Consider the following 14,320-nt stretch of genomic DNA (forward strand, 5'->3'; position numbering starts at 1 on the left):
CGCTACAGCCAGCAATACAAAAATCTCGACCTGAAGAAAAGGCGCATCCCGAAGGATGCGCCTTTACGGTCAGCCTTACTCAGCCTTTGGCGTTTCGCGCAGGCGAATGTGCAGCTCGCGCAATGCCTTGGCATCCACCTGACCCGGTGCCTGAGTCATGACATCCGCCGCGCTCTGGGTTTTCGGGAAGGCAATCACTTCACGAATCGACTGGGCGCCGGTCATCAGCATCACCAGACGGTCCAGACCGAAGGCCAGACCACCGTGCGGCGGTGCGCCGTATTTCAGGGCGTCGAGCAGGAAGCCGAATTTCTCTTCCTGTTCGGCTTCATTGATACCCAGCAGACGGAATACGGTCTGCTGCATTTCCTTGCGGTGGATACGGATCGAACCGCCACCCAGCTCAGTGCCGTTCAGCACCATGTCGTAGGCACGGGACAGCGCGGTCGCCGGGTTGGCTTCCAGTTCTTCCGGGGTGCACTTCGGCGCAGTGAACGGGTGGTGCAAGGCGCTGAAGCTGCCGTCGTCGTTTTCTTCGAACATCGGGAAGTCGACGACCCACATTGGCGCCCACTTGCAGGTCAGCAGGTCCAGGTCGTTGCCGACCTTGATGCGCAACGCGCCCAGGGCTTCGCTGACGATCTTGGCCTTGTCGGCACCGAAGAACACGATGTCGCCATCGACCGCACCCACGCGATCGAGGATCACGTTGAGGTTGGCTTCAGGGATGTTCTTGACGATTGGCGACTGCAGGCCTTCAACGCCTTTGGCGCGCTCGTTGACCTTGATGTACGCCAGGCCCTTGGCACCGTAGATGCTGACGAACTTGGTGTAGTCGTCGATCTGCTTGCGCGGCATGCTCGCCGCGCCAGGAACGCGCAGGGCGGCGATACGGCATTTCGGATCGTTGGCCGGGCCGCTGAAGACCTTGAAGTCGACTTCTTTGAGCTGGTCGGCAACGTCCACCAGTTCCAGCGGGTTACGCAGGTCTGGCTTGTCGGAACCGTAACGACGCATGGCCTCTTCGAAGGTCATGTGCGGGAACTCACCGAATTCCAGATCCAGCACTTCCTTAAACAGGTTGCGGATCATGCCTTCGGTGAGGCCCATGATGTCTTTTTCATCGAGGAAGCTGGTTTCGATGTCGATCTGGGTGAATTCAGGCTGACGGTCGGCACGCAGGTCTTCGTCGCGGAAGCACTTGGCGATCTGGTAGTAACGGTCGAAGCCGGCCACCATCAGCAACTGCTTGAACAGCTGAGGCGATTGCGGCAAGGCGAAGAACGAACCGGCGTGAGTACGGCTCGGCACCAGATAGTCGCGTGCGCCTTCAGGGGTGGCACGGGTCAGGATCGGCGTCTCGACGTCGAGGAAGCCGTTCTCGTCGAGGTAACGACGGATGCTGGTGGTCATGCGCGAACGCAGACGCAGCTTCTCGGCCATTTCCGGACGACGCAGATCAAGGAAACGATAACGCAGGCGGGTTTCTTCACCGACGTCGGAGAACTCGTTCAGTGGGAACGGCGGGGTTTCCGATTCGTTCAGCACTTCCAGCTCGTAGCCCAGGACTTCGATCATGCCCGAGGCCATGTTGGCGTTCGTGGCACCGGCCGGACGCAAGCGCACTTTGCCGGTGATCTTCACCACGTATTCGCTGCGCACGCGATCGGCGGCGGCGAAGCTCTCGGCGCGGTCCGGGTCGAACACCACCTGGGCCAGACCATCACGATCACGGATATCGAGGAAAATCACCCCACCGTGGTCACGGCGACGGTGAACCCATCCGCAAAGGGTAATTTCCTGGCCTTCCAGGCTTTCGTTCAGTTGGCCGCAATAATGGCTGCGCATCATGGTAGTGGTTTCACTTCTCGTAATTCGAAATTCGGTTAGAGACCTTGCACACGGGGTGATGCAAGAGCTCGCACGTGTCGTTCAACTCAGGTTCCAGACCCTAGTCGGCTTTATCGCCGCCGGCCAGATTCTTCTTGGAACCGGTCTTGAAATCGGTTTCGTACCAGCCGGTGCCGCTGAGGCGAAAGCCCGGCATGGACAGCATCTTCTTGAGCTCTGGCGCCTGGCAGGCAGGGCAGTCGACCAGCGGTGCTGCGCTGATCTTTTGAATGGCTTCCAACTGATGACCACAGGAAGCACATTGATAGTCGTACATCGGCATGGGGGTTGTCTCGGCGATCAGATTGCTACCGCGCACGCTGGGTTTTGCGGCAAAGAGCGGGATTATATCCATTAAATGCAGCCTGTGCAGCCGTAAGACTGCACAGACTGACACTCGATGCATTTCGCCATCATGGCTAGGCCATGACGACGCAACTCCCCTCCTTGAGGCTGTGCACAACGCAAACAACCCGCACCAGCCCGCTGAAATTCTTCACCCCGCCGTGGCGCAGATGCACCTCTCGATCCACGTGGGACAACAGCGCACTGACCGAGCAGCAATTGATCCTGGCCATTTCCCCCAAAATATTCCAATACACCTGCTCAAGTCGCAAGCAGGTGGCAAATCCATTCAAACGTACGGATCGGGATAATGGCTGGGCCAGGCCCATATCGAACTCACTGACAAACGGATCGATCCTTACATCCTTGAATGAACCGTCCCTCCCCTCGCTTCGCCTGTCTTCATAAACCATACCGTTGACACTCCTTTGCCATCCCTGGCTCTTATAAGAGTCATGCTTTGATTCTTATAAAAGCGCAGGCGCAAAGTTATATCCAGATGACTTTTTGACCATCCACGTAGGATAAGCCAACAACTGAAGGCGGATCATGGAGACCGTCCTAGTCCGGACTATTTCCTCCATACACTGACGCAAAATCATTCAAGGAAAAGGGACAGAAACGACAGAGCGCGAACAACGCCCGCAAGGCGCTATCCGCGTACTGAACGCGTTACTCATCCAGCAATGAGCGCAACATCCATGCGGTTTTCTCGTGAACCTGCATACGCTGGGTCAGCAAATCAGCCGTGGGCTCGTCGCTGACTTTGTCGAGCAGGGGAAAGAGCCCGCGCGCCGTACGCGTGACGGCTTCCTGCCCTTCGACCAGTTGCTTGATCATGTCTTGCGCACTGGGCACGCCCGGTTCCTCCTTGATAGAAGAAAGGCGCGCATAAATGGAATAGGCGCCCGGAGCAGGAAAGCCCAGCGCGCGAATGCGCTCAGCAATCGAATCGACCGCCAAAGCCAACTCGTTGTATTGCTCCTCGAACATCAGGTGCAGGGTCCGAAACATGGGACCGGTGACATTCCAGTGAAAGTTATGGGTTTTCAAATAGAGTACATAAGTGTCCGACAGCAGACGCGAAAGTCCGTCGACGATGGACTTGCGATCCTCTTCACTGATACCGATATCGATTGCCATGTTTTTCCCCTAAAGGTGATCGAATTCATCCAACAGGTGCATGACCACTCTAGCAAGCCTGTCGCCACACCGCAGCCGGGAATACCCCAAACCCTGCGGCAAATCGCCCTCGGTGCACCGCTGGACTCCCTGATTTGAGTAGCCGCAAGCTTTGCTGTTAAATAGACAGTGTGTCGCCAAGCCCTATTTTTCCGGGCGTTGCGCATAGGCTGATAGCGGGTACGTGCCCAACGCCTCTTATTGTTCTGAAGCGAACCGTGCTCCATCAGCTCTTCCTTGTGATCCGTCTTAACGTGAGTTAATCAAAATGTTGAAAATCGTCCACCTGCTAATGGGCGCAGCGGCACTGCTGCTGTCCTTCATCCCTAGCCTGCGATCCGAAGCTGTTCCTTACCTGCAACAACCCGATGCGCTTTACCTGGCCTTTTTCGGCCTGCTCAACCTCACCCTCGCTCCTGTTATCCCTTACTGGAACAAAGGCCCGCGTCATCAACTGCAAAACCTGGTCAGCGCCCTGCTGGTTCTGACTGTCGTATTGCAAACCCTGACGCTGCTCGCTCCAATGCCTGTCATCGCCGGTCAACCTGCCGTTCTGTTCAGCCTGGTGGCGGCCCTGATCGCCGTGCTTCTGCACCTGGCCATCAGCTTCTACAAATCTTCACCGGCCACTGCTTCGCCAAGCTATGACATGACCAACCGCGATACCGGCACCGTGAAGTGGTTCAATACATCCAAAGGCTTCGGGTTCATTTCCCGTGATTCCGGCGATGATATTTTCGTGCATTTCCGGGCCATTCGCGGCGAAGGTCATCGCGTTCTGGTCGAAGGCCAGCGCGTGGAGTTCTCCGTCATGAACCGTGACAAGGGCCTGCAGGCCGAGGACGTGATCGCCGCACTGCCGCGACGCTGATTCAAGGCTGAAAAAAAACCGCGAACAGCAGGGCTGTTCGCGGTTTTTTTTGGCCTGCATGTTCAGTAATGCGGCGGTGGCGCTTCTTCTTCGAACGTTTCGAACTGGCCAGCCATTTCCTCTTGCCGCTTGAGCAGTGCGGCCATTTGCAGTTGCAGACGCTCAACGGCACGCTGCTGCGTCGCCAGCACATCGCTCAATGCCTGGATGGTGTCATCCTGAAAGGCCAACTGGCTCTCAAGGTCGGTAACGCGTTCTTCCAGGCTCATGATTCAACCCTCCAGAAACGTAAAGTCATCGGTCAACACCAGACGCAGCCGTTCGCGAATCACCGCGATCTGCTCTGCACTGTAAGGCTTCGCCGGGTGCTTGCCCCAAACCGGAGCTGGCCAGGCGGCATCCTCGCGTTTGCGCACAATCACATGCATATGCAGCTGGCTGACGACGTTACCCAGGGCCGCGACGTTCAATTTGTCGGCGTCAAACGAGTCCTTGAGCATTTCCGCCAGCGCGGTCGTTTCCTTCCACAGTTGCTGCTGATCAGCGACATCCAACTGAAATATCTCACTGATATCCTCGCGGCGTGGCACCAGGATGAACCAGGGGTAATTCGAATCGTTGGACAACAGCAACCGGCTGAGCGGGAAATCCCCGATCGGTAGCGTGTCTTGTTGAAGCCGTGGATCTAAAGCGAACACTGCGCGCACTCCCGTCTGGTCATCATTTTCAGCTTAGCGCCCCTCCCGCAGGACGACGCACCAAGCGACAGGACGGCAGCATACCTGCGAACACCGCCGGCTTCACGACGAACCATGGTCGCAGGCTCAACGAAACTCGAGCGAGTCGCAGAATGCACGCCCTGACATGAGACATTTTTCGCATGGACGCACCATTACCGAACCGATGTTCATGCAAAAAACGCTGAAATGACTGACAGACAACGACCTGTTCGCCTTCACCCTGCAGTCATGCTGTATGAATTCAGTACAGCGATTAAAATTTTTTGCACCAAAACCGCACAGTGCGTCTACGCTGAGTGCGTCGGGCATCCGCGAATTACTCACTGACGGGGTGAACCGGTAACGTTTTTGGTTGTCGCGCAGTCGACCAGGAAGGCGCAACACGATGCAAACCTTGGCGTCAAGCCCCATCAGAAGGTGCTTGTAACCCCCGGTTTTATGAGGTTTTTACAGTAACAGACAGGCGTTCAGAAAAAAAAACAGCAGTTTTCTGATTTGTGCACGCTTGTTGCATTCACACTCACATCGCCTTCAAAGCGTCCGCTGGAAGCGGAAGCCTTCAAGGCAATAAAAACAGTGGCAGGGTTGCCCGATGGAGATTCACACGTTTCGCCAAGGATTCTTTTTACCGATGCTCAAGCCCTCGGAAAACAGCGCTGAAGTTGTCATTCCTATTGCATTGGGGCTGTAAATTTGCGACATCTACCAAGCCATTTGCGACAGGGTCGTAAAGAAGCTGAAAGGTTAGATGCGCAAGTATCGCCAACATGGTCGGCGTGATATAAGTTTGCGCCGACACAAAAAGAAAGAGCCGCCCAGATAATAAATCAGGTGGGACGGCAGTACTCTTCTAAAACCAAAGGAGCAAATCACGATGCGCGTGATGAAGTGGAGCATGATCGCACTGGCTGTTTCGGCCAGTACTTCGCAGTTCGCAATGGCGTCCTCTCAAGAGGAATCCAAGGGCTTTTTTGAAGATCAGAGCCTTAATGTTCACAGCCGTATGCTGTACATGAACCGTGATTTCAAAAACAACCCTAGCACTTCGCAAAGTTATCGCGAAGAGACTGGCCTCGGCGTACGTACCACGTACGAGTCGGGCTTCACTCAGGGCACCGTAGGTTTCGGTGTGGATGCCTTGGTCAATGCCATGGTCAAACTGGACAGTGGCCGTGGCCGCACCGGTAATGGCATGTTCGGTCGTGATAGCGAAGGCCGCCCGGAAGACACCCAATCCAAGGCTGGCGGTGCAGTCAAGTTCCGTCTGTCCGACACCGTCCTGAAGTATGGTAACCAGTACGTTGCCAGCCCTGTCTTCTCCACAGACGACAGCCGTCTGCTGCCAGAAGTTGCTACCGGCACCATCATCACCAGTAAAGAAATCAAAGGGCTGGAGCTGACCGCAGGTCGTTTCAGCGCCCTGAGTTCGCAGACTGGCATGGGCCGTGACAGCATCAACGGACCGCACAACCCAGGCCTGACCAGTGCCAACATTGCCGGTGCGACCTACCAGTTCACCGACAATTTTGTAGCCGGCGTGGCTGCTTCCGATGTAGACGACTACTTCAAGAAGCAATACATCAACGCCAACTACACCCTGCCGATCAACGAAGATCAGTCCCTGAACTTCGACTTCAACGGCTATCGCTCCAAGAGCCAGGGTCAAGAGCTGAGCGGTGATGTTGACAACCGCATCTGGTCCCTCGCCGCTGCCTATAGCATCGGCGCCCACAAGTTCACCGTGGCGCACCAACGTTCCAGTGGTGATAGCGGCTATGTCTATGGTGTTGACGGCGGCGGTACCATCTTCCTCGCCAACTCCGTTCAATACTCCGACTTCAACGGTCAAGACGAACGCTCCTGGCAGGCTCGCTATGACCTGAACATGAAAAGCTACGGCGTTCCTGGCTTGAGCTTCATGACTCGTTACATCCGTGGCGACAACATTACCACCGGTGACACTGAGTCCAAAGAACACGAATGGGACTTCGAGACCAAATATGTTCTGCAAAGCGGTCCAGCCAAGGACCTGTCTTTCCGCGTACGTAACGCGGTCTATCGTGCAAACTCCGCATACGATAGCGACAAAGTTGATACCCGCCTGATCATCGAGTACCCGCTGAGCATCCTGTAATCGGGGTGTCACACCGGCAGTACTGTAGAGCTTTGCTCTAATCAAAAACCGCTCACCTTCTAGGTGGGCGGTTTTTTTATGCCTGCCCGGTTTTCAATTCGCAAGCAGGCTAATAAACGTTCATGAATAACAGTAGGCAGCTAACATTCCTCAAGAGGCAGCCAAAAAAAGCCCAGGCATCTATCGATGCCTGGGTTTGTGCGTTTAACTTGACCGAACAGCCAAGTAAAAAATATTGTTACTGCACTGCAGCTTCCTGAACAACACGAATAACCCGCTGTGGAAACGGAATATCGATACCGGCCGTTTTCAAACGATCCCGGGACTGTTCATTAAACATGAACATCACATCCCAGTAATCCGCCGTCTTCACCCAAACACGCAGCGAAACAGTGATCGAACTGTCACCCAGCGTAGAAATGACGGCCTGCGGAGCCGGCTCAGTCAAAATACGTTCATCCTTGGCCAGATCCAGTAACACTTCGCGAGCCTTCTGCAAATCCGCCTCGTAATCAACGCCCACATCAAACACAACCTTGCGCGTCGGCTGACGGTTAGTGTTAGTGATGATGCCGTTCGATAGATTGCCGTTAGGCATGATGATGGTTTTGTTATCGCCGGTACGCAGCACGGTGTGGAAGATCTGAATGCTGTCGACCGTACCGGCCACCCCTTGAGCTTCGATCCAGTCACCGATACGGAACGGACGGAACAACAGAATCAGTACGCCACCCGCGAAATTCGCCAGGCTGCCCTGCAACGCCAGACCAATGGCCAGGCCCGCCGCACCGATCGCCGCGACGAAGGAAGTCGTTTCCACGCCGATCATCGACGCCACGCTGACGATCAGCAACACCTTGAGAATAATGTTCGCCAGGCTGCTGATGAAACCTTGCAGGGCCAGGTCGGCGTTACGCAACGCGAGCAAACCGCCCAGTTTCTGCGTCACTTTGTTGATCAACCACCAACCAATGGCCAGCGTGAGTATCGCCAGCAGCACGCGGCTGCCGTATTCCATGATCATCGGAATCCAGGCTTGGGACGCCTTGACCAGGTTGTCCACTTCAGCATTCAAGTCCATCTACGTTCTCCTGATTTCCGGCCACGCGGCACGCGAAAAAAATAAGCGGCAGAAAAGACTGCCCCCCTCTCTCGGGGCCAATCTTTCTGCCGCTGCTTGGGCCTCGGACGCCGAAAGCTCCGAGAGGTTCCCGCTTGAAACGTCAGTCGCGGAAGTTGTTGAACTGCAACGGCATGTCGAATGTCTTGGCACGCAGAGCCGCAATGGCTTCCTGCAAATCGTCACGCTTCTTGCCGGTGATGCGCACCTGCTCGCCCTGAATGGCGGCCTGCACCTTGAGTTTGGCGTCCTTGACGTGAGCGACGATTTTCTTCGCCAGCTCTTTGTCGATGCCTTCCTTGAGGACGGCTTCCTGCTTCATCAGCTTGCCCGACGCGTAGGCATCCTTGACTTCAAGGCACTGCACGTCGATCTTGCGCTTGACCAGCGCCAGCTTGAGGATCTCAATCATTGCTTCGAGCTGGAAATCGGCTTCAGCGGTCAGGTTGACGGTCAGGTCCTTTTCCTTGAACTCGAAGGTGCCCTTGCCTTTCAGGTCATAACGACGATCGAGTTCCTTGACGGCGTTTTCGACCGCGTTGGTGACTTCGTGTTTGTCCAGTTCGGATACCACGTCGAACGACGGCATGTAATCTCTCCAATAAAGGGCGCGCTCGATCAAGATGGAGCACGCCTGGCTTGCGGTTAAAATCCGCGCTGATTATAACGGGTCTTTCCCATCATTCACTGCGAGCCTCCGATGCACGCCTTAAACAGAGCAAAAAGCTGATGTCCACCACCTGGCATGTTCTGGGCGCCGGCAGCCTTGGCACCTTGTGGGCCACCCGTCTGGCGCGCGCCGGGGTACCGGTCAGACTGATCCTGCGGGATACGCCGCGCTTGCAGGCTTATCAGGCTGCGGGGGGCTTGACGCTGGTGGAGCACGGTGAAGCAACAACGTATGCCATCCCCGGCGAGACGACCGACAACAATGAGCCGATCAATCGCCTTCTGGTGGCCTGCAAAGCCTACGATGCCGAGCAGGCCGTGGCCCGACTGGCACCACGCCTGGCGCCCGGCGCCGAGCTGATTTTGTTGCAGAACGGACTCGGCAGTCAGGACGCCGTCGCCGCCCAGGTTCCGCAGGCACGCTGCATTTATGCTTCGAGCACCGAAGGCGCGTTTCGCGACGGTGACTGGCGCGTAGTGTTCGCGGGTCACGGTTACACCTGGTTGGGGGATGCCGGTCATCCCGTGGCGCCGATCTGGCTGGATGACGTGAGCGCCGCCGGAATTCCTCACGAATGGAGCACCGACATTCTTACAAGGCTATGGCGAAAACTCGCACTCAACTGTGCGATCAATCCGCTGACGGTGCTGCACGATTGCCGCAACGGCGGATTACAGGACCATCATTGTGAAGTCGCCACCCTCTGCGGCGAACTGACTGAGGTGCTTGAACGCTGCGGTCAGCCCGCAGCGGCCGAGGACCTCCAGCAGGAAGTCGAGCGGGTGATTCACGCCACCGCGGCCAATTTCTCCTCGATGTATCAGGACGTCGCGAATCGGCGCCGAACCGAAATCAGCTATCTGTTGGGCTATGTCTGCAAAGTGGCTTCGCGACACCAGCTGAACCTGCCGCACCTCAATCAGCTTGAAGCACGGTTGATCGCCCATCTGCACAGCCTTGGATTGCCCAGCGACTGAGCAGCGGCTACGCTGGCCACTTGTTCCTTTTCAGCGATAAACCTGATGCCATTGCGCCAGCGCCTTGAAAACCTTCCCGTCGGCCAGAAATTGCTGGCCGCCCTGCTGGTGCTGTTGACCACCGTTCTGCTGGTCGCCAACCTGACCTTTATCAGCGCCGCGTACTACATTTCCCAGGAAAGCATGGCCCCCCAGGCCTTGCAGACCATCGGCCGACTGGTGTCCAACCCGAGTCTGGTGGCTGAAGCGCTGCAGTCGCCACAAAATGCCGAACGGCTGCTCAATGAGCTCAACAGTTATTCACCGCTGCGCGCGGCAGCCCTGTATGACGGCAAGGGCGAAAGACTGGCGCAGTTGCAGCGCGGCGATCATTTGGGCCTGCCGGAGCGTTACCGCCACATCGAGTCCTGGCAAGCCACCGAATTTCGCAGCAATCAAGTGATCACCCTGCCCCGCCCCGGCACCGCGCCGGGCCACCTGTTGTTGGTCGCCAGCAGCGAACTGCCGATGGCCTTCTACACCGGGACCCTGACCGCCAGCCTCGGCATTCTGATCTTCAGCGTGCTGTTGTGGCTGGTGATCGCCCGGCAGATCAAACGCCTGATTACCCGGCCGATCCATCAACTCGAAGAACTGTCCCGGCAAGTTACCCGGGAAGAGAACTACGCCCTGCGCGCCTCACGCGGCAATCATGACGAAATCGGCAGTCTGGCCGAGGCGTTCAACACCATGCTCTCGCGCATCGAAGCACGGGAGCAGCAACTCAAACGGGCACGGGACGATTCCCAGGCCGCTTACGATCAGGCCCAGGGCCTGGCCGAAGAGACCCGCCACACCAACCGCAAACTGGAACTCGAAGTCCAGGTGCGCAGCAAGATCGAGAAGAAACTCACCGGGTTCCAGAATTACCTCAACAGCATCATCGATTCCATGCCCTCGGCGTTGATTGCCCTCGACGAGCAGCTCTACGTGACGCAGTGGAATCAGGAGGCCAGCGCCCTCTCCGGTACGCGCCTCGACGAAGCGCTGAATCAGCCGATCTTTCTCGCCTTCGAACCGCTCAAGCCGTTTCTGCCGCAGCTCAAACAGACCGTCGAGCAGCACACGGTGGCGAAGATCGAACGCGTGACCTGGTTCAAGGACGAAGAGCCCAAGCATTACGCCCTGACCTTCTACCCTCTGATGGGCGGTGCCGGTCGTGGCGTGGTGATCCGGATCGATGACATCACCCAGCGCCTGTCCCTGGAAGAAATGATGGTGCAATCGGAAAAAATGCTCTCGGTCGGTGGCCTCGCCGCCGGCATGGCCCACGAAATCAACAACCCGCTCGGCGCGATCCTGCACAACGTACAGAACATTCGCCGACGCCTGTCCCCCGAACTGCCGAAAAACCTCGAACAGGCGGAGCATGTCGGCATCGAACTGGACACGGTCAACGAGTACCTGAAGGCACGTGAGGTGCCGCAGTTGCTCGATGGCATTCAACAGGCAGGCGCCCGGGCGGCGAAAATCGTCACCCACATGCTCAGCTTCAGCCGCCGCAGCACCCGGCAAATGGCGCCCTGCGATTTGCCGGCGCTGATTGATCAAGCCGTGGAAATCGCCGGCAACGACTTTGACCTGGCAATTGGCTTCGACTTCAAGGGCCAAGCGATCATTCGTCAGTTCGATCCCGCTCTGGGCCCGGTGCCGGGCACCGCCAACGAACTTGAACAGGTGCTGCTCAACCTGCTGAAAAACGCCGCGCAAGCCATTCACCAGCGCGAGGACGGCTGCGAGCCGGGACGGATCATCCTGCGCACGAAGCTGAATCCGCCGTGGGCGGAAATCCAGGTCGAGGACAACGGCATCGGCATGAGCGAAAACGTGCGCAAACGCACCTTCGAACCGTTCTTCACCACCAAGGAAATCGGCCAGGGCACCGGGCTTGGCCTGTCGGTTTCGTATTTCATCATCACCAACAACCACAAGGGTCAGATGGAAGTGCAATCGACCCTGGGCCAGGGCACGTGTTTCACCTTGCGCCTGCCGTTGACGAGCACCCCGCTCGTTTCTCAAGAACTCAATCAGCTTTCGAGGTAACCATGGGCTTTCGCTTGTCGAAGATTTACACCCGCACCGGCGACAAAGGCGAAACCGGGCTGGGCGACGGCCGTCGCGTGCCCAAGGATCACCCGCGAATCGAGGCCATTGGCGAAGTCGATACACTGAACAGCCAGGTCGGCGTGCTGTTGGCCGGGCTGGAAGTGGAATGTGTCCGGTTTCCAGGATTGAACGAAGTGATCGAGGTGTTGGCGCCTTGCCAGCATCGGCTGTTCGATCTGGGCGGAGAGCTGGCGATGCCGGTGTATCAGGCGTTGAATGCGGCGGAAATTGAACGCCTGGAAGCGGCGATCGATGTGTGGAATGAAGAGTTGGGGCCACTGGAGAATTTCATTCTGCCGGGTGGTTCAGCGCTGATTGCCCAAGCGCATGTGTGCCGAAGCCTGGCGCGCAGTGCCGAGCGGCGGTGTCAGCATTTGAATGCCGTCGAGCCGTTGACCGGGGTTGGGTTGGCCTATATCAACCGGCTGTCGGACTTGCTGTTTGTGGCGGCGCGGTTGATTGCCAAGCGCCAGGGGATTGCAGAGATTCTTTGGCAGGCGGCGGCGAAACCTCAGGTTTGACCGGCGCCTGTCTGGGACACATCGCCAGCAGGCTGGCTCCCACGGGAGACTGCGTTTATCTGTGGGAGCCAGCCTGCTGGCGATGAGGTCATCAGCTTCAGCGCAAAATCATGCGTCAGGCCAGAACGCTCGAATCCCCGCGACACCTTGGGCGCCCGCCTCCCAAGCCTTTTGTTGCTCAGTTGGCCCAACACCACCCAGCAAGAACACCGGTTTGCTGAAGCCTTCAATCAGAGTCGAAGCCTGCTCCCAACCCAACGGCTGAGCCCCCGGGTGCGTCAAGGTCGGCTGCACCGGCGACAAGGTCACAAAGTCCACGCCCATCTGCTCGGCCAGCGCCAGTTCTTCAGCGTTATGACAGGACGCCGCCAACCAGCGCGACGCCGGTAGCGGACGACCGGCCGCCGCGTATTTGCGCAGCTGTGCCGAGGTAATGTGCCAACCGGCCGACGGGAAATCGCCCAGCCATTCGAATGGCCCCTTGATCATCAACTGCGCCTTGCCGGCGCACAGCCCCGCCGCGTCCACCGCCAGATCGCGGTATTTCGGGTCGTAGCCATTGGGCGCCCGCAGCTGGATCAACTTGATGCCGTTGGCGACGGCCTTCTGGATACCACGCAGCAGGGCCGGGGTTTCCAGATCGTCGGGGGTAATCAAATACTGTGCAGGCAACCGCGCGGCTGCAACGATCGGCTGGTTGGCCGCCGGGAAATCGTAATTCAACAGATCACGGGGCGCGACCCACTCTAAAGGCTGGCCTTCGGCGCCATGCGGTTCGCCGGTGAAGGCCGAAACCTCCCAAACATCCAGCAACACCTGCTTATCCGGGTAGTCGTGTTGAACCTTGATAAGCGGTCGCGCGACATCGACGACGATGCCCAACTCTTCGTGAAGCTCACGGCCAAGCGCCGTGGTCACGGACTCGTCGGCCTCGACCTTGCCACCGGGGAACTCCCACAAACCGCCCTGATGCTGAGTGTCGGCACGCCGGGCAATAAGGATCTTGCCGCTGTTATCGCGTATGACGGCGGCCGCTACGTGTACTCGTTTCACTGTCCGACCTCCTCCAGACCTGCCTTTTGCCACGCCTTGAAAGCCGGCCATTGGTAGATCGTTTCGACGTAGGCCTCATCCGTCGCCGGCAACTTCACCTGGTAGGTGCGCAGGCGCACGGCAATGGGTGCGAAGAAGGCATCGGCAAGGGTCGCACGGCCAAACAGGAATGGACCGGTTTCGGTCGCGGCTGCCCGACACTCGGCCCACAACGCCAACATGCGCTCGATATCCGCCTGCACGTCGGCCGGGACCGGCGACAGCGGTGCATCGCGGCTCAGGTCAAACGGCATGTTGCCGCGCATGGCGAAGAAACCGGCATGCATCTGTGCGCACGCCGAACGTGCCTGGGCGCGGGCGGCGACGTCTTTGGGCCAGAGCCCGGCCTCAGGAAATTGTTCGGCCAGGTACTCGGCAATCGCCTGGGAATCGGCAACGGTGCCGTGCTCGGTTTTCAGCAGCGGGACCTTGCCGGTCGGCGAATGCTTGAGCAGACGTTCACGGGTGTCCGGCTGGTTCAGCTTGATGAGTTCTTCGGTGTACGGAGCGCCGGCCAGATCGAGGGCCAGTGCGCCGCGCAGGGACCAGGAGGAAAGCAGTTTGTCGCCGATGATCAGGTGGAGGCTCATGTTCGGGACCTTTTGATGAAGGGTACAGACCAGCAACTTGAGT

At 57.8% G+C, this 14,320-nt stretch carries 15 protein-coding genes; 5 read left to right on the plus strand and 10 right to left on the minus strand.

Going from position 1 to position 14,320, the window contains the following annotated elements; all coding sequences use genetic code 11:
- Positions 1-75: 75 nt before the first annotated feature.
- From aspS to Q7W83_RS22030, 4 genes are all read right to left on the minus strand, one after another.
- Positions 76-1,851, minus strand: coding sequence for an aspartate--tRNA ligase (gene aspS, locus Q7W83_RS22015; RefSeq protein WP_150639429.1), 1,776 nt, complete (start codon positions 1,849-1,851; stop codon positions 76-78).
- 100 nt (positions 1,852-1,951) lie between these two features.
- Positions 1,952-2,173, minus strand: coding sequence for an FmdB family zinc ribbon protein (locus Q7W83_RS22020; protein ID WP_010457489.1), 222 nt, complete (start codon positions 2,171-2,173; stop codon positions 1,952-1,954).
- A gap of 136 nt (positions 2,174-2,309) precedes the next feature.
- Positions 2,310-2,648: a ribbon-helix-helix domain-containing protein gene (locus Q7W83_RS22025; RefSeq protein ID WP_150633203.1), complete on the minus strand. Its 339-nt coding sequence runs from the start codon at positions 2,646-2,648 to the stop codon at positions 2,310-2,312.
- A 259-nt stretch (positions 2,649-2,907) separates the two neighbouring features.
- Positions 2,908-3,378, minus strand: coding sequence for a Dps family protein (locus Q7W83_RS22030; RefSeq protein WP_150633204.1), 471 nt, complete (start codon positions 3,376-3,378; stop codon positions 2,908-2,910).
- Positions 3,379-3,685: 307 nt separating this feature from the next.
- Between Q7W83_RS22030 and Q7W83_RS22035 the strand changes: the two genes are divergently transcribed.
- Complete coding sequence (locus tag Q7W83_RS22035) at positions 3,686-4,288, plus strand: cold-shock protein (protein ID WP_008029235.1); 603 nt, start codon at positions 3,686-3,688, stop codon at positions 4,286-4,288.
- A gap of 62 nt (positions 4,289-4,350) precedes the next feature.
- Here Q7W83_RS22035 and Q7W83_RS22040 read toward each other — a convergent pair whose 3' ends face one another.
- A complete protein-coding gene (locus Q7W83_RS22040; RefSeq protein WP_008029236.1) occupies positions 4,351-4,557 on the minus strand; it encodes a SlyX family protein in 207 nt (68 codons plus the stop codon).
- A 3-nt stretch (positions 4,558-4,560) separates the two neighbouring features.
- The gene (locus Q7W83_RS22045) at positions 4,561-4,986 is read right to left on the minus strand and encodes an HIT domain-containing protein (protein WP_150633205.1); all 426 of its coding nucleotides are present in this window, start codon (positions 4,984-4,986) and stop codon (positions 4,561-4,563) included.
- A 916-nt stretch (positions 4,987-5,902) separates the two neighbouring features.
- Between Q7W83_RS22045 and Q7W83_RS22050 the strand changes: the two genes are divergently transcribed.
- On the plus strand, positions 5,903-7,162 hold the full coding sequence (locus tag Q7W83_RS22050) for an OprD family porin (RefSeq protein ID WP_473656967.1): 1,260 nt from the start codon (positions 5,903-5,905) through the stop codon (positions 7,160-7,162).
- Between the two features lie 238 nt (positions 7,163-7,400).
- Here Q7W83_RS22050 and Q7W83_RS22055 read toward each other — a convergent pair whose 3' ends face one another.
- Entirely contained in the window at positions 7,401-8,243 is an 843-nt protein-coding gene (locus Q7W83_RS22055) for a mechanosensitive ion channel family protein (RefSeq protein ID WP_150633207.1), read from the minus strand.
- Between the two features lie 142 nt (positions 8,244-8,385).
- Positions 8,386-8,871 carry a YajQ family cyclic di-GMP-binding protein gene (locus Q7W83_RS22060; protein ID WP_007906601.1) on the minus strand — a complete coding sequence of 162 codons (486 nt, stop codon included), beginning with the start codon at positions 8,869-8,871 and terminating at the stop codon, positions 8,386-8,388.
- Between the two features lie 140 nt (positions 8,872-9,011).
- On the opposite strand from Q7W83_RS22060, the gene Q7W83_RS22065 reads away from it, so the two are divergent.
- Genes Q7W83_RS22065 through Q7W83_RS22075 form a run of 3 tightly spaced genes read left to right on the plus strand, consistent with a single transcriptional unit; the run spans position 9,012 to position 12,595 of the window.
- On the plus strand, positions 9,012-9,929 hold the full coding sequence (locus Q7W83_RS22065; RefSeq protein ID WP_150633208.1) for a putative 2-dehydropantoate 2-reductase: 918 nt from the start codon (positions 9,012-9,014) through the stop codon (positions 9,927-9,929).
- Between the two features lie 45 nt (positions 9,930-9,974).
- Entirely contained in the window at positions 9,975-12,011 is a 2,037-nt protein-coding gene (locus tag Q7W83_RS22070) for a sensor histidine kinase (protein WP_150633209.1), read from the plus strand.
- A gap of 2 nt (positions 12,012-12,013) precedes the next feature.
- Entirely contained in the window at positions 12,014-12,595 is a 582-nt protein-coding gene (locus Q7W83_RS22075) for a cob(I)yrinic acid a,c-diamide adenosyltransferase (protein WP_473656976.1), read from the plus strand.
- A gap of 108 nt (positions 12,596-12,703) precedes the next feature.
- On the opposite strand, the gene Q7W83_RS22080 is transcribed toward Q7W83_RS22075, so the two are convergent.
- On the minus strand, positions 12,704-13,648 hold the full coding sequence (locus tag Q7W83_RS22080; RefSeq protein ID WP_150639433.1) for a Nudix family hydrolase: 945 nt from the start codon (positions 13,646-13,648) through the stop codon (positions 12,704-12,706).
- Positions 13,645-14,277, minus strand: a complete 633-nt coding sequence (locus Q7W83_RS22085; protein ID WP_473657685.1) for a glutathione S-transferase family protein — start codon at positions 14,275-14,277, stop codon at positions 13,645-13,647. Before Q7W83_RS22085 ends, Q7W83_RS22080 begins: the two co-directional genes overlap by 4 nt.
- Positions 14,278-14,320: the final 43 nt, after the last annotated feature.

The sequence above is a fragment of the Pseudomonas sp. 300 genome, from assembly GCF_055803035.1.